The organism is Solibacillus sp. FSL K6-4121, assembly GCF_038002585.1.
In the GTDB taxonomy this organism is placed as follows: Bacteria; Bacillota; Bacilli; order Bacillales_A; family Planococcaceae; genus Solibacillus; species Solibacillus faecavium.
Genome location: NZ_JBBOCS010000001.1, coordinates 1,470,566 through 1,490,756, shown reverse-complemented (window position 1 = coordinate 1,490,756; position 20,191 = coordinate 1,470,566). Strand labels below are relative to the sequence as shown.

The window sequence follows — 20,191 nt, the reverse complement described above, 5'->3', positions numbered from 1 at the left end:
GAGTCTTTTTCAAAATCTATTCAACACTAATAATTGTTAAGTCCTCTGATTTAGCCTCAATTGCGTTATATAAAAATGTTGCCAATTGCCCGCGCGTCAGTTTCATATTCGGGCTAAAAGTAGTGGCTGTCGTACCTTTTGTAATTCCGTAATCTACTAACGTTTGAATATACTTTTTTGTCGCTTCATCAGTAAGTTTATTGACATCCATAAATTTCGTTTTCGTCTGAGTAGATTGTTGTAATTCAAAACCTATCGTTAACATTTTTGCTAACTGAGCACGTGTTAAAGTTACATTTGGTCTAAATTCATCACCATATCCATTGACGATCCCTGCTTTTGATAATGCTGTTACTGCATCATAGTATTTGCTTGATGAAGGAACATCTTTGAACAAAGTTTTCTGATCGGCAATTACCCTTAGCCCTAGCGCATTTGCTAAAAATAGAGCTGCTTCTCCACGTGTCGCCGGTTTTCCCGGTTCATAGGTAGTTGCTGTCGTTCCAGTAATAATTCCATTATTATATAAGTTTAAAATAGCTTTTGCATGTGAATTGGATTCTTTCACATCAGTAAAGGGATTTTTAGTAGACGCTTCAACAGACAATCCCGTTAACGGAATAATTGTAGCAACTACGAGAGCCAGAGTAATAATGGATGTGTAAAATATTCTTTTCATCTCTAATATTTCCTTTCTATAAACGCATTAGCGCAATTATACAATACATTTCCCTATAAATGTATATTGTACTTTCTATACTTTTCCCGATGTAGTAACAAATTGGCTGGTACAAAAAAGAAAAACCAATTTACTATTGAGGAAATTGGTTTTTCAAGGTAGAGCTTTATCCTATTTCTATAAATATTAATTACTCACTAAAGATGTTGGTATATTAAAAGTATCCACTATCGGATTACCCGCTTCATCTTTTACAGTTCCTACCCCAGCACCTTTTTTAACAGTTACGGTTGTACCTGCTGTAAGGTTATCCGTTAATGTAACCGTTACTTTATTGCCTGTAGTTGATGAAGCTACTGTTGCAATGGAGAGCGCTGTACCTGAAGCATTTTCAACTACAAATGAATCAGTACCCAGTCCGCTTACATTTTCGCTAAATGTCAGTTCAATTTGGTTTGCTGATAGGAATGCTGCTGCATTTAGTACTGGGCGAATATTTTCTTTTAAACTCACTTCTGCTGTTAAATTTGGTTGTGATGCAACTGAATCTTTCGCCTTCACACCACTAATAAGTAAATTACGTGGACCTGTTGACGTTGTTTCATTAGGTGCCAGTGTTAAAGTGACTGTATTTAATGCCCCACTTGATACTTGCGCATGCGTAACTCTAGCATTTGGGATAGAATAATTGCTTGCTATAGCTGCTGTATTCGCATCAAGATCGTGATTAAACATTAATCTTACTTGATCGTTAGTTAATGTTGGATCTGTCGTTGATGTTGTGACAGCTGGTGTTTCTAGTACATTATTATTGTTTGCATAATCTGTTGTACGCTGGAAAGTCACAGCCTTATTTCCGGCATTGACACCATATGCACTTTTCAATTCTGTAAATGATAATGTTACATTATAAGTAGCGTTATCGGCATCGCCATCGCCTAATAAATCGTCTAACTTCACACGCAATACTGATCGATTATTATTGTCTCTATATGCAAGGTTTGTTGCTGTTCCGTTGAATGTATGTGTAACCCCGCCTTTTACGTAGTTACCTGAAGCGGTTACACGTGATGCTGCAATTAAACTTACATCCCTATTCAATGTAATATCCAAATATTCGAAGTTTCCATCTCTAGTTACTGTTGTAGCTGTTACTTCCGGAGCAGCACTATCGATTGTAAATGAATGTGTATTGGCAAATGTATTCGTTTCCCCTGAAATATCCGTAATTGTTCTCCCAGGAGCTGTTCCAATATTGTATACGCCATTCAAATCAGATGTGGCAGTAATCGTAAATGATCGATTGTCACCAGGAACCTCATCAATAGCAGTAATAGGATTAATAGAAGTACCTAACCGTAATTCTAAATCTGCAATTGCTGGCTTACGAATACGCTCTGAAAATGTCAGTTTGAACGTTCTAGGCCCTGTTTGTGAAATGCTTGTAAGTGTCGGCTTCACACCATCAGCCCCACCCATTGTAAAACTAGTAGTTAATGGATTTGGTGAACTAAAATTCCCTGCAATATCGCGTAAACCTGCAAAAGTTACAGTAATCGGCGTATTGGCAGCCAGTGGTTGTCCATTTACCATAGCATTCGATAAATCAAAATCTGCATACCAATTTCCTGTTCCAATATCTCCGGTAATACCCGTTACATTCGTTCCATTTGCCAGCTTAAATGTAATACTACTATTACTAAATGAACGTAATGGTTCCGAGAATGTGACGCGGACTGTTTTGGCATCTCTATTGACTGTGCTTATCAATGTAGGCGCAACCGTATCTGTTCCGAAGTTGATTATTTCATCATATGGTGTTACCGATGTACCTGTTGTATTTTTCACATCTTTTACTTTTACGACATAGCGACCTGATAATGCTGCCACTCCATTTGTTGAAATCGTTAAAGTACGACCATCCTCACTTAATTGTCCCTGTGTAAAAGCAATCGGATTTGAATTATCTACACCTGTTATAGTAATGTAGCTCGCTATTTGAGATTGTGTTAAGTTAGCTGGGAGATTTACTCTTTGGTTAAATTTAATTTCTACTTGACCGCCATTTAGCGCTTTTGCTGAAGCCACTTTCACTTCTGTCACGGTATACGTAACTTTTGCTGTATAATCTTTCCCATCAATTTTAAACGAAACAGTTGTTTCCTCATTTTCAGGAAGGTTGTTTTCCAACGTAACGTTATGCTCAGAATTATCACTTAATGTTACTTTTAATGTATTGGCTCCCGTCACTTCCGCAGTTTTCACTGTCAAGTTTGCTTTGTAAGTTACAGTGGCTGTATATTTTTTTCCTGCAATATCAAAAGTAACGGTTGTCTCCTTACCTTCCTCTAGAGCCGTATCTAATTTCACTGTATGAACAGTATCATCTTCAAGCGTAACTCTTAATGTCGAGGCATCAACTACTTCTACTGCTTTGAAATTTGATTCTGGTGCTTCTACTTGCAGCAATTTAAATAAGAATGATGAAAACTGACCGCGTGTAGTGAAGCCTTTTGGATTAAAGTTTGGTACACCTGTCACATTATAGTAATCCAATACTCTAATGGCTGAGCGAGCCTCTGCTTTCGCCGCATTATAATCGACAACATCTTCTTTGAAATTTTGCTTCTGTACATGACCTACATAGTCAAAACCATTAATGTTTGTATAGGCACGCACTAAAACAACTGCCATATTTTCACGTGTAATAGAATCGTTTGGTAGTAATCTGCCGTTACTTCCATTGAATACACCATTATCTTTAACTAATGCAGCGTACTGTAAAAGCTCATCCTGTGATGTGCTGCGTAAATCGGTAAAGCGCATATTTGTTTTATAATCTGTGGGTACCTTATACCCTTGTGATACTAAGTATTTACCTAATAATTTCACCACGTCTGATCTAGTTAATGTACGATTAGGCTTGAATGTCCCGTCCGGGTATCCTGAAATAATTCCTTGACTGACAAGGGACTCAATGGCTAATTCATGTGTATTTCCTGCTGTATCGGAAAAACTGGCTGCACTTACTGCAGGAACAATTGCTGAGGCAACTAAAGTGGCCGTTGCGGCTGATGCTACAAATTTTCGGTACTTTTTCTTCATAGTAATTAACCTCCTAGTATTCTAACACAGTAAAATTACTGTAATTGTACTAAAACGCTTACAAAGTATGCGATTCCACTAATTGTTAGAAAATAAACTATTTTTAAATATTTTAGTCTTAAAGTATTATAAAACCGAAAAAGGAGCATATCTATTGAAATAGATATGCTCCAAATATTAGAAATTTAAAATCAATACCAAACAGGGACAGTATATGGTGTTAACTGTTCTAACCTGTTACCTGCATTATCAGAGATTAATGAGTTATTTGTTAAAGATAATGTAACATTATCAGTAGTATTTAGCTTATTTGGAAATGCAATTGTATACTCCATATTATTATTACCTGGAGAAACGACTATTCCCCTAGCAACTTCACCATTTATTTTAATATCAAAAGCATTGCTTAATACATTTATAACTGGCTCACTAAATGAAATATGAAGTGTATTCGAATTTCCATTATTACCATTCGCATTCACTGTAATGCTAGAAATGGTTGGTGCTATATTTTCTTTAAATGCAACTAACTGTGTATAAGGGGCCATCTGTACAATTGAGTTAGCTGCACGTAAATTATTTATAATCAGATACTCTGAATAATCTACAGCAACCGTACCTGGTTGTATATTTAAATACACTTTATTTGGCTCATTAAAACGTACATCCGCACTGTTAATCGTAATGCCACCAAGACTATAATTTGAAATATCTCGTGCCAATGCTGCGTCTACATTCGTATTAAAAGTAATGGCGATTGTATTTTTTGGAATACTGTTATTTAAATAAGGGAATGTTGATGTTTCAACAGTTCTTACAGTTAATACTTCCTGTGTCTGTAATGAATCATAACCACGTGTAAATGCAAAATTATTAATATTATTTACAATTTGCCCATGCTCACTACGAACCCCTGTAAAGTTAGCATTTACTGAAAATGTATGATTTGCATATTTTTTTGAATCTGTTTCATTTAATAGGTAACTTAATCTTACTCGAGCAACATTATCTAGATTTTTAGATTGATGAATATCTGCAATAAAATCTCCCTGCAGCGGGTATGATAAATTATTTTGAATATAGCTTCCTGTAATGGATACCTTGGATCCGACCGGTATATCGATATTTCGATCAAATGTAAATTCTAAATATTCTACCCCCTGATCTTTCACTACAGTTGTAGCAATAACAGTCGGTACTGTCGTATCAACGACAAAATTAAATGCAGTCGAGAAGGTATTTACTTCTCCTGATAAATCTTTAATATATTGTCCAGGTGTCGTAGAAATTGTTACATAACCTGTTAAAGCATTTTTCGTTGTGACAATGACACTTTTCGTATCGGCAGGATCTTGTTCAATTTTTTCAATTGCATTATTGACATTTCCTTGAACAACAGCAAGTTCATTATTTACCGGTAAGCGAATTTCCTCAGTAAATGTTAATTTAAACTTTTTCGCACCGAGCTGGGTAACATTCGTAATTGTTGGTGCGACACCATCTTTATCCCCTTTTGTAATATGTGCCGTTAAAGGATTTGGTGAAGATAAATTATTTGCTGTATCTAAAATTGTCGGAAAGGTAACATACACCGTTGTTCCTGGATCTAAAATACGTCCATTTGCAGTAGCTGCAGATAAGTCGAATGTTACTTCTGTTACATTATTAAGTGCCCCTTCTTTTACATTTAACACAGGCGTTCCATTAGCTAATTTGTAAGTTACAATCCCATAGGACTTTTTAATCGGTTCACTAAAAATCACTTTAGCTTTCGTCGCCGAAACATTTTCTGATTTTAATACTGTCGGTGCTGTTTTATCCGCCACAAAAGTAGTAATATCATCGTACTTTATAAGTTTTTTAGCCGTAGTTGATTCAACCCCATTTACAACAACACGATAGCGACCTTCCATCCCTGTTGTCGCATTAATTGTTACTGTTAATGTACGCTTATCTTCACTTAGTTGTCCTTTTAATAATTGTACTTGTCCAAGGCGATCAATACCTGTTACTGTAACAATCTTATTAATGGCCGCTGTATTTAACTCTGCATCCAGTTTAATAGGTTGATTGAATGCTATCGCAATTTGCCCACCGTTTGGATTTGTAACAGAAGAAATTTTTAAATCTGGCACCTCGAATTTCACCTTTGTGGTGAAACTTTGTTCTCCTACTTCAAATGTTACTTCAGTTTCAACATTTTCTACTAATGGCGTTTTTAATGTTACAATATACGCTTTGTCATCCGATAAAACAACACGCAGTTTATCTGCTGCCTGGACTTCTACTGTCTTAATCGTTAAGATCGGTTTTTCCGGTTCTGGCTGTGGTACATCCACTAGCAACATATTGTATAAGAAAGAAGCAAATTGTCCGCGCTTTGTCGGGTCTTTCGGGTTATATGTTGATTGTTTCGTAACACCATGATAAGCAAGCGTTTTAATCGACTCCTGATGCTCATCTGATGTACGTGATAAGTCACTTATATTTGATCTATATTCCGAATCGAGCATTGGCGTTACATAGTCATATTCATTAATAACTTTAAAAGCACGCACTAAAACAGTTGCCATTTGGTCACGACGCAACTGATCACGATGCATAAGCGCACCATTACTACCCTGGAATACACCGACATCCTTTACTAATGCCGCATACTGTAGAAGTTCATCCTGAGATTTTGCCGTTAAATCGGTAAAGCGCATTTTAGTTTTGTAATCTTCCGGTACCTTATGACCTAACGACACTAAATATTTCCCTAAAAGCTTTACCACATCTGAACGTGTTAAATTTTGATTAGGCTTAAACGTACCATCCGGATAGCCACCAATGATCCCTTGTTCTGCCAATGAAGTAATTGCATTTTCATGACCGCTTCCTTTAATATCTGAAAATGATGCTGCACTAGCTACTGGAATAATTGCAGTAGATGCTAGAACAACAGCGGTTGCTGATGCTAGAAATCTAGTATTTTTTTTCATATGTAATTCCTCCAATTTTATAAGTTTATAGTTTTATATATGTAATAACTTTATTTGATTATGACTAACTTCTGAGATTACTAGATTTGAATCATCAGAGTAAACTGTCTTATCGTTATCAATTAAAACGAACTCTTCTACAATTACTTCTTCATATTTCAAATTTTTAAACAGCGGTATTGTTTCTTTACAATGAATTTCCAGGACGTTCATTTTTGTTTGAAAATAACCTTGAGCTTCCATTAAAAGTCCGTTTATTTTCAATTGACTAAAAAAATGCATATTAATCCCTCCATAGTAAATATTGTATAGAATTATATTATATTTTACAAATTTTCTCACAAAAAAACTCTCTCTATTTAAAATAGAGAGAGTTCTAATCGAATATTTACTAATATTACTTAGCTTTTACTTCGATGTTTAATTTTTGAGCGTTTTTACGTTCAGCTTTATCTGTAACAGATGCATTACCGATAACTTTTACAGCTACTGTATCTACTAATGAGAAGTTAACTTCTTTAGAAAGAGTTACACGGATAGTGTTTTCTTTACCAGCAACTGGTGTAGCAGTAGCTAAAGTAGCTTCAGCAACTTGACCATCTACGATTAATGAGAAGTCAGAAGCGAATGAAGCACCTGGTAGAACTGCTTCGTTATATGTTAATTCGATTGTTGCGTTATCAACGATTACAGCAGAAGTTAATTCTGGAGCTTTCGTATCTTGAACAGCAATTGTTTGCTCATAAGCTTTAACAGTTTTTGTACCTGCTAAGTTTTGAACGTTTGAAACTTTCATTACAGCTGTTTTGTTGTCAGCAGTAATTGTACCTTCAGCTAATTTGATTGTTGCTACTTTATTGTCAGCAGAGATCGTAATTGTAGCACCAGTTAATGCTTTACCATCTAATGTGTAGTTAGCTAAATCAGTTGCAGAACCTGCTACTGCGCCACCTTTTACTGCTTCTGGGAAAGTAACTTTAATTGTATCAGCAGAAGTTGTATCGAATGAACCTGCATCCATTTTAAATTCAGTTGAAGTTTTAACAGTACCAAAGTCAAATGTCATGTTGAATGCATCTGATTTGTTAGCAGCTAATGCTAAGTCTGTTACTAAGTCTTTGTTGAATGTTACAGCTAATTTACCTTCAACTAAAACTGGAGTAGCGAACTTGAAAGTTACTTTTTTAGAACCTTTTTCAACTGAACCAGTTAATGAGTTTAATGTAGAATCTACTTTACCTTCAGCGTTAACAACAGTTGCAATTGAAGCGAAGTTAATATCAGATTCTGTAGCAGCTAATGCTTCGTTGAATTCTACAACGATTTCTTCTACTTTACCATTTTCATCAACAATGATGTCATAGCCAGTAGCAACCGGTTTAACGGCATCTTTTGTTAATGTAACAGATTTTGTAGTAGCAGCAAACTTGTTGCCTAAAGCATCAGTCATTGTACCGCCTAATACTACAGTGAATGTACGAGAATCTTTGTTAGCGAAAACTGCGTTGTCTTTTAATTCTACTAAGAATTGTTTGTTGTCAGATTTTTCTACAACTGTTGCAGTATCACTTGTTACAGCACCTAATAATTCGTCTTTAACAATACCGTTAACTAAAGCTTTTGTTACTGATTCAACGTTCATTGCTTTATCGAAAGTTACTAAAATAGCGTTATCGCCAGCAGCTTCAATTGTTGCTGTTGGAGCTACAGTATCTACAGTTACTTCAAATGCTTTTGAAGCTTTAACTGATTTGTTACCAGCAGTATCTACTACATTGAATAATTCAACAGTGTGAGATTTACCAGCTTCAACTGTAACGCCTTCTAAAGTAACAGTTTTACCTTCTACTTTAATTTTATCAGCAGCTACATCTGTACCGTTAATTTTTGCAGAACCGATTGTAGCTTTTTCAGATAAAGTAACTACTACTGCATCTGTAGCTTTACCTTTTGTTACAGCTTTAACTGAAACGATTGATGGAGCAACTTCATCTTTGTAAGTTACAACAGAAACGTATTTAGCAGTTTTTACCAAACGATCTTTAGCAGTACGGATTGGTTCTACTACTACAGCAGCATCTTTAACGTTGATTGCTTCATCTGAAGTTAATGTTAAAGTTTTGCCATCTTCAGATAAAGAAGCTGTATCTAAAGTTGTACCTTGGATTGATACTTTGTTGTTGATATCAGATTTTAATACTGCTTCGCTGAATTTCACTTCAACAGTTACGCCGTCAACGATGTTAACTGACATTACTTTTGGAGCTTCAACTTTGAAAGTTACTGTAGCAGTATATTCTTTACCGTCGATTGTGAAAGTTACTTTAGTTGCTTCGTTAGCTTCTAAAGCTTTTTCTAATGCAACTACATGAGTAGAATCATCAGATAAAGTAACGTTTAAAGTTTTAGCATCTACTGCTACTGCTTCTTTAACAGTTAACTCAACAGAAGTGTTGATTGTTTTGTTTAAGAATGATGCGAATTGGCCACGAGTTACTGTGTTTTTAGGGTTGAAGTTTTCAACTACAGAAATACCTAAGTCACGTAATGATTGGATAGCTTCACGAGCTTCTGCTTTAGCAGTAGCTAAGTCAGCAACTTTAACGTCTTCAATTTTAGCAGCTAATTCTACTAAAGAAGTTTCGTTGATTGCTTTGAAAGCACGGTCTAAAACTAGAGCCATATTTTCACGAGTGATTTTGCCGCCTGCATTTAATGCACCGTTAGAACCGTTGAATACGCCAGTGTCAGCTACTAATGCAGCATACTTTACTAATTCTTGGTCTTTAGCATCTACAGCTACGTCAGTGAAACGCGCTTTAGTTGCGAAGTCAGCTGGGATTTCAAAACCTTGTTTTTCTACCCATTTACCTAACATTTTAACAACTTGGCCACGAGTTAATTCTTGACCAGGCTTGAATGTACCATCTTCAAATCCTTTAATGATACCCGCTTCAACTAATGCTTCAATGTTTACAGCGTGTGAGTTAGTTTCAGCAACGTCCTTGAATGATGCAGCAGAAGCTACAGGAACGATTGCAGATGCTACTAGAGTAGCTGTAGCAGCAGCTGCTACGAATTTAGTATATTTCTTTGGTTGGTTAGCCATAGAATGATTTCCTCCAATAAAAACAAATTTTTATCATTTACTTACTTTGTGTCTCGTATATTACGATAACATTTTTAAGTATATTAGTAAGAAAATTTAATGTCAATGCTATTTTGTTAAATATCAACAAAACCTTACAAACACTGTTAAATTCAATGTTTAATTATCTGAACTTTCTAGTATTATTATTTACCAATAATTATTTTACATGGGAATAATTAGTTTTATAATATAATATCTATCCCTTTAAAATTTCATTCCACATTATATTATTGACATTTTTTTGACTTTATAAAGTATTTAATTGGTAAAACTGGTATATATGTTTCCTATTAAAAAGCGAAAAAGCCGCCTCTATGTAAGAGACCGCTTCACCATAAAACAAACCATTAACTTTTAATTTTTCTTTTGTAAAATAAATATGCCCCACCAAATACGCTTAATACTAATGCTAATACAATTAGAATCATACTCCATGATACAGCGTTTTCTTCCTTAGTCATCTCCGCATTTACTCCCTTAGTAGCTGCTGATGCAATGAGCGGTTCTTCGGTTTGATCTACCTCAACTTCCCCTGCATTTTGCTGCTCAGCGATTAAGCTTTGCAATAGCGGTAATGTATTTTCATAAACTTGATACTTTTTAGTATCGATTAAATCAAGATTTGAAATAGTATCAATATATACCCATTCCATTCCGGATTTAAACGGAAGGCGCTTGAACACGACATAACCTCTCTGCAATTGTTCACCTGCAATTAACATATGTTCGTTTGATTCTGTTACGGTTACATCAATAGACATTTGATAATCAGCAAATCCAAGTACATCATATGCATTTTCGAACTGATCTACACTTAATAACTGTCGGTAAACATATGTGTCAGATGGTCCCTCATCCCCCTCTACAGGAAACTGGTACACCTTTTCATTGAGAAATCTATCCTTATCCAAAGCCAATGCATTAAATTCATCGGTATTAATAGTTGCTCCATAAAAATCCCCAATAACATTTTCGATTAGTGACCGATCAATATATTGTATATTTGGCTGTAGAGAGTCCACGTTACCTTTAGTGAATTGGCTAGCTCCATAACCTGGCAAACCATATTTCATTCCTTCTTCTACATTTTTTATCATTGTATATGCATTGCGCGAAACAGCCTTTTCATAAGGCATTTCTAGGAATACTGATTGGGCAAGCTTTAATTTCAGCGTTTCTATTTCTCCGGATAGCATTTCGGTCTTCTTCAATGAAGTCGCATTAGATGCTAAATTCAGCAATTCATTTTTTGCCCGGTTTAAATCAAACGTATATTTATCCGAAAGCGATGCTGAATTATAATCATCACTGTAGATTATTTTTGTACCCTTAGCCTTTTCGTACTTCGCAAAAAATTCCTTATACTCTTTTTCTGAAACTTCCACTGTTTTACCACCATTTGATAAGTGGAATTTTTCTAAATAGACCGTTTCATCATATTCATTCTTTTTTTCTCCGCCATAGAAATCTTTTGAGGTTACCTGTTCATGTGTAAAGGTAAGCTCTGAAAGTTTTCCATTGCTTGATTGCACGACAAAATAAGTATGCATATATGTATTAGCAACTATTTCGTATGAACTTTCCCCTTCACTAGCTTCATAATAATCCGTTTTTGCCTGATCATTTAATTCCGATAATTTAAGTTTCTTTTCGGAGTTTGTCTGTGCATGATGAAATAAATAATAATCTGTCGTATCTTTCAATACGGTTAAACCATGTTTTAAGTTTTTTTGATATATGACTGAATTGCCACTGTATATCTTTTCAATATATTGTCCTTTTGAAGGATCCGCATCAACAATGATATATAAATCTTCTATACCATCTTGCGTAAAATCATTCACTAGTGCATAAACGAGATTCTCTGTCCCCTCAAGCAATTTATAATATATCGAGTAAATGGAAAATAAGTCTTCTGCAAATGGCGTAATGGCTTCATTCCTCACCCAGCCAATCCGACCATTATATTCAACTTTCGACCAACTATCCTCCTGTCGTATTAGTTTCACTCGACCACCCTGTTTTAATACCGCTACCTTCATACCATCCGGATTAGCTGTAGCTGTCATGTTGGTCCCTTGCTCAGTAGAAATAATGGCAAACTTCACTTCCTCTGCACCTACATCGCCTGCAAACCCAATCCCACCGAATAAAACTATAATAAATAGCATAAAGCTTTTTTTCATTAAAATTTACCACTCATTCCTTTAATATCCTTACCAAGTAATTTTATCAAAAATACAGATAATAAATGTGGATAATTTATGTTTCTTTATCTAGCTTGCTAATCACTTTTTTTTGCATTAAAAATATTAGGATGTGCCTATCAGTTCATTTTCTTCACGTGATAGACTTATAATTGATTTAGTCATCTATTAGACTGTAAATATATGTGTAAATCCCTTTAACTTAGGGTACTTATCATATGTTATTAAAATTATTGAGGTGAATTTATGTACAAATTCAAATTTTGGCAGCAGCTTTCTCACCCCTCACAACTAATACATAACCTGGAAAGTAGCGAAGATCATAAACTTAAAGGGTATTTAACAAGTGTTTGGGTAATTTTTGGCTTTACGTTACTTTTCTTTATTGTACGTAACTTTTGGGGGATGAACACTGCGGATTTAACCCCTCTACTTGTAAATGGTGAAGGTCATTTATATAGTTTTGCCCGCATGATGTCTTTATTTGGGGCCATTTTAGCAGGTGTTTTATTTTTTGTTTTCCATTATTATGTCATTACATACGTGATTTACTTACTTACGAAAATTCCTTATCGTTGGATTCAAAAGGTACAACTTTATACGTTATTTTTCATTGTCCTTGAGAAAACACTGACAATCATCATTTTTGCAGTTGCTGGTTTTTCTACTCCATTCACATTGTTCTCATTGGCTCCGGCTATGGCATACGTGTATTATCAAGATTATTTATTGTTTTTCCTAAATCAATTAACAATCGCAACGATTATTACAGTATGGATACAATACATATTTTTATCGAATTGGGTTGAGCGTCCAAAAACCTTACTTTTAAAATTAATATTGATTCAAGTTGTTTTTGCCGCGCTAGTCGCGCTATATAGCATTCTCCCTGTTTTAACTTGGATTGAAGGGTGGCTTGGTCTGTAATGCGTATGACGAAAAAAGTGAAGTTGTTCAGTATAATAGCCATATTATTTGTACTGGCAAACGGCTATTTACTATTAAAGGACAACGATATTATTTTAAAGAAATACTATATTAATAATGTACAATTTGCCGTAGCAGAAAGTCATGAAAAAGTTTTTGAAACCGAGGCAGTAGTATCATCTAAGTACGAGCATTTCATCGCAGCGCCTGTACAGTCCATTAACGAAGTGCTTGTTTCAGATGGACAAAGTATTAGTGCGCTGAGTGAACTCGCGATTTATAAGCCAGAAGAAGCCGAACGTGAAGTAACACGTCTTCAAACTGACCGGGAAGCCTATGCAAATGAATTAGCTGAATTAGAAAGAATTGTTTCCGATTTACAGTATGAAGGTGGTAGTTCTACACCAAGTACCGCTACAGATTCAACAACACTTGGCGATAATGATAACTGGAATATTAATCTAACGTTGGAACTTGGCATTGAACAAAATACCCCAACAGCAGAAGGTATCGCGGTTATCCAGCGCTCCATTGCAGAAACCGAGCGCCAGCTAAGTATATTGGATAGTATGATTTCACAATTAAGCAGTAATAACTCGCTCACTTCCCCAGTTGACGGTGTAGTAAAAGAGATTGTACTCGAGGGCGATTCGATAACCTTTAAAATTCAGTCTCAAGAAAAGAAAGTTGTTGCCTATGTAACATATAAAGACTGGCAGGAAATCGAAAGTGGTCAGTCGGCTACAATTACATTTGATGATAAAGATGAATATAGCGTTGAGGGTAATGTATTGGAAAAACAGCAAATTCCAGCACGTAATTCTATTGCATTTAATGAAATGATCAAAAAGGAAAAAGTCAATCGTGATGAAACGGTCTATGAAGTTAGCATTGAACCTACTGATTTGTTGTTGGAAAAACCCATTGGTACTCTAGCTACAGCAAAAATTACAACAGTAGAAGCAAATGCCAGTTTCCAAGTAAGGGATCCTTGGCTTGTCCAATATAAGGACAGCAATGAAGAAAATCTGATTTATGCAGTTGGAGACGATGGGAAAACAAAGCTCGAGCCTGTCGATGTAATATTTAAGCATAAAGCAGAGATCAAGCAAACGGAATTCATGTATGAAGAATCGATTGAAGAAAACTCTGAAGAGACAAAGATACCTACTGAACCACGTATTCAGACTGTACAACTAAAAAATCCTGATGAAAAAGAAGATAAGCCTTCTAAACGTGATTTGCAAGATGCAGCTGTATTCACAGGCCCCCTTGCCCCAAATCAGATTTTTATAGACGGTGAAGAAAAGAACCTGTACGCTCCAACATTCAGACCATATCCTTTACAGACATTTGACTGGGACTATGTGGATGTCACATGGAGGGAAACTTTATGGTATTTAATAAAATAACGGGTGTTTGAGAATAAAACGGGCGGGTAAAGTCAGAAATAAATACTGACTCCCGCTCTTTTTGCGTAATTTTACGCATTTACTAAAATAATTCGAACTATAAAGGAGTATAAACGAATGAAAAAAAGAATGACAAAAACTTTCCTTGCTGCCACTTTCTTCGCTTCTGCGTTATTCATAGCAAGCGATGACGCTTCTGCCAAAAAAACATTTTATGATGTAGAAAATAGCGCAAATTCCCACACGGAAGCTATTCAATATTTAAATAACCTTAACGTTTATGACTATAAATCCGGCAATCAATTTAATTTTAGCCGACCGGTTTCCCGAGCAGAGGCCTCAAAAATTCTTCATACTATATTGTCAAATGATTCAAGTTTGTCTATTCCGAAAGTACGCTCTTATAATAATCAGTTAAAGGATTTAAGTAACTCAACTCCTTTCTCTAAAGAAATTATTTGGGCATATGAAGCAGGCATTTTCGACGGAGATGAATACGGCAACTTCAATCCGGATCAGGCAGTAAAACGTTCACATCTATCAAAAATTTTAGTAGAAAGCTTTAAACTAAAAGGAAAAGATATTTATAGTTTTAGAGATGTTTCAAAAACAAGTTGGTATTACGACTATGTCAATATTTTGGCAAGTCTCGGGATTACAACAGGCAATGAATCGAATCGTTTTTTACCGAACAATAATGTAACGAGTGCGCAAATGGCTACTTTTTTATATCGTACACTAAACTATAAAAATACTGGACAAGTAGGAGGGAACACCCCTCCCCCACCAGCTGCTGAAAAACCAGATACTGCCACAACAACTTACAATAGCGAATATGACTTTGCGTGGAAACAGACCGGGAAAAATTTAGAGTTTGAGTTAAAAGGTGTTGATAATAATAAAATTGTGGCACGTTATATGACGAAAGAGGGTAAAAGTTTCTTCGGAGCACAAGATTTAAAAATCGGTACCGCTACTGCTTCACAAGTTAAGGAAAAATACGGAACGAAAAATGCCTCAGTTCGTCGCGGAAACGTTAACTTTAATACCGCATCGTCCAATGAATACAATTTCTATTTGATTGATGATTATTATGTGACATTTTTCTATGATTTGCACAAAAAGAATGTGATCCGTTCGATTTTATATGTACACAAAGATTACGAAGTGAAAAAGGATGGCTTCTACGGAAATATTTCAGATACGCAAAAACATTCCGAGCAATTAATGGTCGAACTAATGAACCAAGCACGTGCTGCTGAAGGCGTTCAGCCATTAACCCATTCACCACAATGGGCCGCAATTGCCCGAAAGCATAGTAAGGATATGATAGATAACAACTATTTCTCTCATACGAGTCTTTCAGGCGCCTCTCCTTATGACCGCATGCTTAGCGGTGGGATGAGTAAAGCCGAGCTTAGAACATGGGGCGAAAATATTTCCTATGGCCACTATAATGTAATTTATGCACATGAAGGCTTTATGAACAGTAAAGGACATCGTGACAACCTATTACAACCCCGCTTCAACCATGCGATTGTAGGATTGGAGTATAGTAGTAAGAAGGCTCCTTATTTTACGATTAATTTTTATTAATGCATACGCAAATTTCACTCCAAACTCTTGGAGTGAAATTTGTTTTTTCATAATGAATTTTACCCCATTCACCCTCGACATTTTTACTTTAATTCGCCATAAAAATCAGTATATTTATACCTCTTCCATGATACTATATATGAAAGAATAATTTTATAGGTTCTAAGTTTACCTTTTAAAAACGTTAACACTAGTCACATATATTTTAAGCTAGCTAGAAAGAAAATTACTTAAAGGAGACGGCTATGCGAAATGTATTTAGAAGTGAAAAAGGTATCTCCTTAATAGAAGTAGTAGCATCTATAGCACTATTATCTATTATTATAATGGCTTTTCTAACAATTTTTCCTCAAATGAAAATCACAAACAAAAGCACTGGGGAAAATTTAAATGCGGCCAATGCGGCAAAAGAAATATTAGTTATGATGAAAGACCAAAAATATAACTATATAGAGAAAAATAATTCAATAGGCTCCTTAACTTATACTTTTCAATATGGGAATATTGAAAGCGAGGATACCTTACTGGGCGTTTATGATTTTAATGGCGAAAAAGTTAATGTACGCATATTAATTCAAAAGCCTGTATCGGAGGATATTTCTTTGAGAGCAATGTCAATAGAAATATTAAAAGAAAATGAAAATAAAAACGTAATAGCTAGAATTCATGGCTACCTTAAGGAGTAGGAGGAAATGCAAAAAAGAAGTTTAAACGAAAGGGGATTATCGCTAGTCGAGATATTGGCAACCCTGGTTTTAATAGGCATATTTTCGATTATAATTTGGCGATTTTTCTTCCAAGCGACTGAAATAAACAGCCGTGAAGTGACACAAAATAATTTGCAACAAGAAGCAAACCTTATCTTCAATACATTACATCAGACTCATACAAAAGAAGTAATTCAAAAAATTAATACGAATGCCGATAAAACACAATTAATAATTGAGATTAAAGACAAGGAATCGATCGTTTTTAGAAAAACAGATATTTTGTACGAAGTTCTTGAACTCACCCCCCTCCCAGACAAAGATGGGAACTTGCCAAAGACTAATTCATTTTTTCTTCGAATAAAACTATTATCATCTAAACATGATGAAATTAACTTTTCTACACAGTCTAAATTTAGTAAGTTGGGAAATAATTAAGGGGGGTTAAGAAATGAAATTCATTAAAAATGAAAACGGTTATTTACTAGTTCTCACATTAATTGTCCTTACGGTTATCTCTATATTTTTATTATCCTTTTTACAAATAAGCGCATCCCATAATAAACAAATTGAACAAACAAGTGATACCTACGAAGTTACCTCTGTGGCTGAGATGGGCGTAGAATATTTTGATGCTATAATTTATAGAGAAATAGAAATTTTAATAATTAAAATGATTGATGATATAGATCAATTGAATACTAATAATTATAACAATCAAGAGGAATACAATTTAGCAGTAAAAAATATTAAAAATAATTATATGAAAAATATCATTCCTCAAAAGATAAATGAAATATTTTCAAGTCATATTGGCAAGTCCTTCGATATAGCAAGTATAAGTTCATTTCACATAGAGGACTATACCTATAAAAATGAAGTGTGGGAAGTCATCATTTTAGGAGAATTATTTGAATCAAATAAAACAAAGAGGCTAAAATCTATTTTTGAAATACCTAATGAAGAAATTTTATTCTCTATATTATATAATGAGAATACGAATGGTGGCTCTCCTAATGAACCAATTATTAGTATTTTGCCTCAATTTCCAAATACGAAGCCTCCTATAGGTACAGTAGATTGTACAAAGTTATTTAGTCCTTGTCAAAGTAACTCATTAAATGATTATTTAAGAACCATAACTAATTTAGAATTATATTATACTAATAATTCAATGACAAATATAAATCAATCATTAGAGACCCTCAAAAAATTGTATGTAGATAATAATCTCAATATTAGTAGTTCATTTGCTTTAAAACCACTTTCTGAAATATACGTCAACGGATCATTGGAAATAGGTGGATATAGCGGTGGCGAAGGTGCAATTTTTTATAGTAAAGGAGATTTTATTACAAATTCTAAGAGCGACTTTTCAAATATTAATATTTATACAGAAGATTCATTTAAAAGTACACAAAATCTTAATATTAAAGAGTCGAAAATATATGCCAATAATTGGAATGTACACAAAATAAACCATATTGAAAATAGTCACATAGAAATAAAAAACGTTCAAGATTTCCAAAAAATTGATTCTATTAAGGATAGTAATTTAACTGTTCATAGCAATACTAATTTTTGGGGAATCGATTCGATGACAGCTAGTAAAATTATTGTTAATGGAATTGCTTCTTTTAACGACAAGCATAGTATTAATCTTAATAATTCTATAATTATTTCAAAAAATATTAAATTTAATACTACTGGAGATAATAACAACAATGTAATTAGACTACAACGTAATTCATATTACTGTCTATTAGATAAACCTACCACTGACATTTCGAAAAATTTCCAAATCAATGACCATTCTAAGGTATTAATATTAGATGATATAAATGGTTCTAATAATATAAATAATGGAGATAGTATAATCTCTGTGAAAAAGGAAATATTTAATGAAAAATGTGAAATAAGTACTGATGATAATACAATTAAACCAGCTACCCCTGATTTAAAAATGAATGATGATTTAGTTTTTTTTACAGATGTTATCTATTAATCTTGTATCGTTAATACCTAATATATATTCCTCTTTTTCACCTAGGTTCTAGGACAGTTGTTCCTAGAGCCTAAAATTATTATTAATAACTGAAGGTAAATAAAATTACACCTCCCACCAGTCAAATTCCTCATACCATTTTAAAATACTTTTATTATGAGCCTGTATTATTTTTTCTAACGGGAAAAACTCTTCATATATTTCTCTCATAATTAACTTTACACTCATTTTGTTGTGAGCGTTTTTATATAACTCAGTTAAAGCTAAAAGAATATGCCTATATTCATCATATAAAGGAATTGTATACAGTGTGATATCTATATAATCTGACGGTTTTATAAGCGGTAATCTTGCCCACAGTTCAATAATTAATAGATTAATATAATCCTTTTCATACGGAATTGGTTTTCTCAAATAATTGGTTGTCTTATGAAATACATAATTATAAAGTTGAACTGCTTCTTCTTTTCTTTCTTGGGCTAGTAACCACTCAGAAGCCATGGTCCCTACAGTATATAAATGGACAATTTGTTTATCCATTTTATAAAGCTCTTCATTTTGTACTCCCCAGCCCTCTGTAGGCTGCTTAATTCGATTAACAGCTAGTTTAAAACTGTCTACTGGTGACTTCTGTTTGGCTAAAATTCCTGCTGTAAGCCATAAAAATTGATAATCATCTAAATTTTTTTGAAGATTATAAGACCAAAAAAATTCATTATGTTCGATAACGCTTAAATACGCTTCCCAAATCTCGCTCCTATTTTTAGAATCTTGTCCCTCAAAATGCAGTAACATTGCGGATAGAAGAGATGCAGGTGTTTGTTTATTAATAAAAATTTTAATTGACTCATTTAAATGGTTGGAAAGGTACTCTATACATGCCCTTCTTACATTTAGATATTTTTTCTGTAGAGGAAGGGCTTCTATTTGAATATTGCAAAGCACGATTTGTACGATTTCTGTTATTAATTCATTATTTATAACTGATAACTCTTCTAATAATTGCTGAATATATACTTCTTCATCAGCATCAAAATATTCATTTACAAGCAAGGTTGCGAGAAGTTTTATTTCCTCTTTACTTTTTTCAGGGTGATTACGTCGGGAAAAATTGAAAAGGATAATTAAACCTTTTTTAAGATTCTGAAATTGATTTGTTTTTTCCAACGATTGGGCTGATTCATTTGATTTTGAATCAGGTTCAGTTTTAACTTCCACTCCTAGTGGATTAAAAATACGTAAAGCCCTTGACGTTGTTACCTTTGACCAAAACTCTATTGGAAAATTCGTTAGAAATTTTTCTCTTTTTTTATTTTGGTAGTAATCTTGTAGTCGCCAGTCTTCTGAAATCATTTAAATCCTCCATGGAAAAATAACTAACCTTTATCAAATGAAAGGTTTAAATTTTTATCTTTGCTCTT

The 20,191-nt window shown here is 34.2% G+C and carries 13 protein-coding genes; 6 read left to right on the top strand and 7 right to left on the bottom strand.

The features are described 5' to 3' along the window. Positions 1-16: 16 nt before the first annotated feature. The 6 genes from MHH95_RS07465 to MHH95_RS07440 form a co-directional block, all read right to left on the bottom strand. Entirely contained in the window at positions 17-679 is a 663-nt protein-coding gene (locus MHH95_RS07465) for an S-layer homology domain-containing protein (RefSeq protein WP_340726999.1), read from the bottom strand. Between the two features lie 186 nt (positions 680-865). Next, a complete protein-coding gene (locus MHH95_RS07460) occupies positions 866-3,784 on the bottom strand; it encodes an S-layer homology domain-containing protein (RefSeq protein WP_340726998.1) in 2,919 nt (972 codons plus the stop codon). A gap of 191 nt (positions 3,785-3,975) precedes the next feature. Then, the gene (locus MHH95_RS07455) at positions 3,976-6,765 is read right to left on the bottom strand and encodes an S-layer homology domain-containing protein (protein ID WP_340726997.1); all 2,790 of its coding nucleotides are present in this window, start codon (positions 6,763-6,765) and stop codon (positions 3,976-3,978) included. 33 nt (positions 6,766-6,798) lie between these two features. Next, positions 6,799-7,047 carry a hypothetical protein gene (locus tag MHH95_RS07450; protein ID WP_340726996.1) on the bottom strand — a complete coding sequence of 83 codons (249 nt, stop codon included), beginning with the start codon at positions 7,045-7,047 and terminating at the stop codon, positions 6,799-6,801. 115 nt (positions 7,048-7,162) lie between these two features. Beyond that, complete coding sequence (locus MHH95_RS07445) at positions 7,163-9,874, bottom strand: S-layer homology domain-containing protein (RefSeq protein ID WP_340726995.1); 2,712 nt, start codon at positions 9,872-9,874, stop codon at positions 7,163-7,165. A gap of 389 nt (positions 9,875-10,263) precedes the next feature. Further along, on the bottom strand, positions 10,264-12,087 hold the full coding sequence (locus tag MHH95_RS07440) for an SH3 domain-containing protein (protein WP_340726994.1): 1,824 nt from the start codon (positions 12,085-12,087) through the stop codon (positions 10,264-10,266). Between the two features lie 282 nt (positions 12,088-12,369). On the opposite strand from MHH95_RS07440, the gene MHH95_RS07435 reads away from it, so the two are divergent. From MHH95_RS07435 to MHH95_RS07410, 6 genes are all read left to right on the top strand, one after another. Then, positions 12,370-13,050, top strand: coding sequence for an amino acid transporter (locus MHH95_RS07435; RefSeq protein WP_340726993.1), 681 nt, complete (start codon positions 12,370-12,372; stop codon positions 13,048-13,050). Positions 13,051-13,055: 5 nt separating this feature from the next. Continuing rightward, positions 13,056-14,462, top strand: a complete 1,407-nt coding sequence (locus MHH95_RS07430) for an HlyD family secretion protein (protein WP_340726992.1) — start codon at positions 13,056-13,058, stop codon at positions 14,460-14,462. A 117-nt stretch (positions 14,463-14,579) separates the two neighbouring features. Then, on the top strand, positions 14,580-16,058 hold the full coding sequence (locus MHH95_RS07425; protein WP_340726991.1) for an S-layer homology domain-containing protein: 1,479 nt from the start codon (positions 14,580-14,582) through the stop codon (positions 16,056-16,058). A 245-nt stretch (positions 16,059-16,303) separates the two neighbouring features. Further along, the gene (locus MHH95_RS07420) at positions 16,304-16,744 is read left to right on the top strand and encodes a type IV pilus modification PilV family protein (RefSeq protein WP_340726990.1); all 441 of its coding nucleotides are present in this window, start codon (positions 16,304-16,306) and stop codon (positions 16,742-16,744) included. A gap of 6 nt (positions 16,745-16,750) precedes the next feature. Further along, on the top strand, positions 16,751-17,203 hold the full coding sequence (locus MHH95_RS07415; protein WP_340726989.1) for a PulJ/GspJ family protein: 453 nt from the start codon (positions 16,751-16,753) through the stop codon (positions 17,201-17,203). Positions 17,204-17,216: 13 nt separating this feature from the next. Continuing rightward, positions 17,217-18,770 (top strand): hypothetical protein, encoded by a 1,554-nt coding sequence (locus MHH95_RS07410; protein ID WP_340726988.1) that lies wholly within the window; start codon positions 17,217-17,219, stop codon positions 18,768-18,770. Positions 18,771-18,875: 105 nt separating this feature from the next. On the opposite strand, the gene MHH95_RS07405 is transcribed toward MHH95_RS07410, so the two are convergent. Beyond that, entirely contained in the window at positions 18,876-20,123 is a 1,248-nt protein-coding gene (locus MHH95_RS07405; protein ID WP_340726987.1) for a hypothetical protein, read from the bottom strand. Positions 20,124-20,191: the final 68 nt, after the last annotated feature.

What these genes read in the sequence shown, in the direction of transcription:
- MHH95_RS07460 (WP_340726998.1), bottom strand. Translation starts at nt 3,784, where the DNA reads ATGAAGAAAAAGTACCGAAAATTTGTAGCATCAGCCGCAACGGCCACT.
- MHH95_RS07425 (WP_340726991.1), top strand. Translation starts at nt 14,580, where the DNA reads ATGAAAAAAAGAATGACAAAAACTTTCCTTGCTGCCACTTTCTTCGCT.
- MHH95_RS07430 (WP_340726992.1), top strand. Translation starts at nt 13,056, where the DNA reads ATGACGAAAAAAGTGAAGTTGTTCAGTATAATAGCCATATTATTTGTA.
- MHH95_RS07420 (WP_340726990.1), top strand. Translation starts at nt 16,304, where the DNA reads ATGCGAAATGTATTTAGAAGTGAAAAAGGTATCTCCTTAATAGAAGTA.
- MHH95_RS07465 (WP_340726999.1), bottom strand. Translation starts at nt 679, where the DNA reads ATGAAAAGAATATTTTACACATCCATTATTACTCTGGCTCTCGTAGTT.
- MHH95_RS07445 (WP_340726995.1), bottom strand. Translation starts at nt 9,874, where the DNA reads ATGGCTAACCAACCAAAGAAATATACTAAATTCGTAGCAGCTGCTGCT.
- MHH95_RS07415 (WP_340726989.1), top strand. Translation starts at nt 16,751, where the DNA reads ATGCAAAAAAGAAGTTTAAACGAAAGGGGATTATCGCTAGTCGAGATA.
- MHH95_RS07455 (WP_340726997.1), bottom strand. Translation starts at nt 6,765, where the DNA reads ATGAAAAAAAATACTAGATTTCTAGCATCAGCAACCGCTGTTGTTCTA.
- MHH95_RS07450 (WP_340726996.1), bottom strand. Translation starts at nt 7,047, where the DNA reads ATGCATTTTTTTAGTCAATTGAAAATAAACGGACTTTTAATGGAAGCT.
- MHH95_RS07440 (WP_340726994.1), bottom strand. Translation starts at nt 12,087, where the DNA reads ATGCTATTTATTATAGTTTTATTCGGTGGGATTGGGTTTGCAGGCGAT.
- MHH95_RS07435 (WP_340726993.1), top strand. Translation starts at nt 12,370, where the DNA reads ATGTACAAATTCAAATTTTGGCAGCAGCTTTCTCACCCCTCACAACTA.
- MHH95_RS07410 (WP_340726988.1), top strand. Translation starts at nt 17,217, where the DNA reads ATGAAATTCATTAAAAATGAAAACGGTTATTTACTAGTTCTCACATTA.
- MHH95_RS07405 (WP_340726987.1), bottom strand. Translation starts at nt 20,123, where the DNA reads ATGATTTCAGAAGACTGGCGACTACAAGATTACTACCAAAATAAAAAA.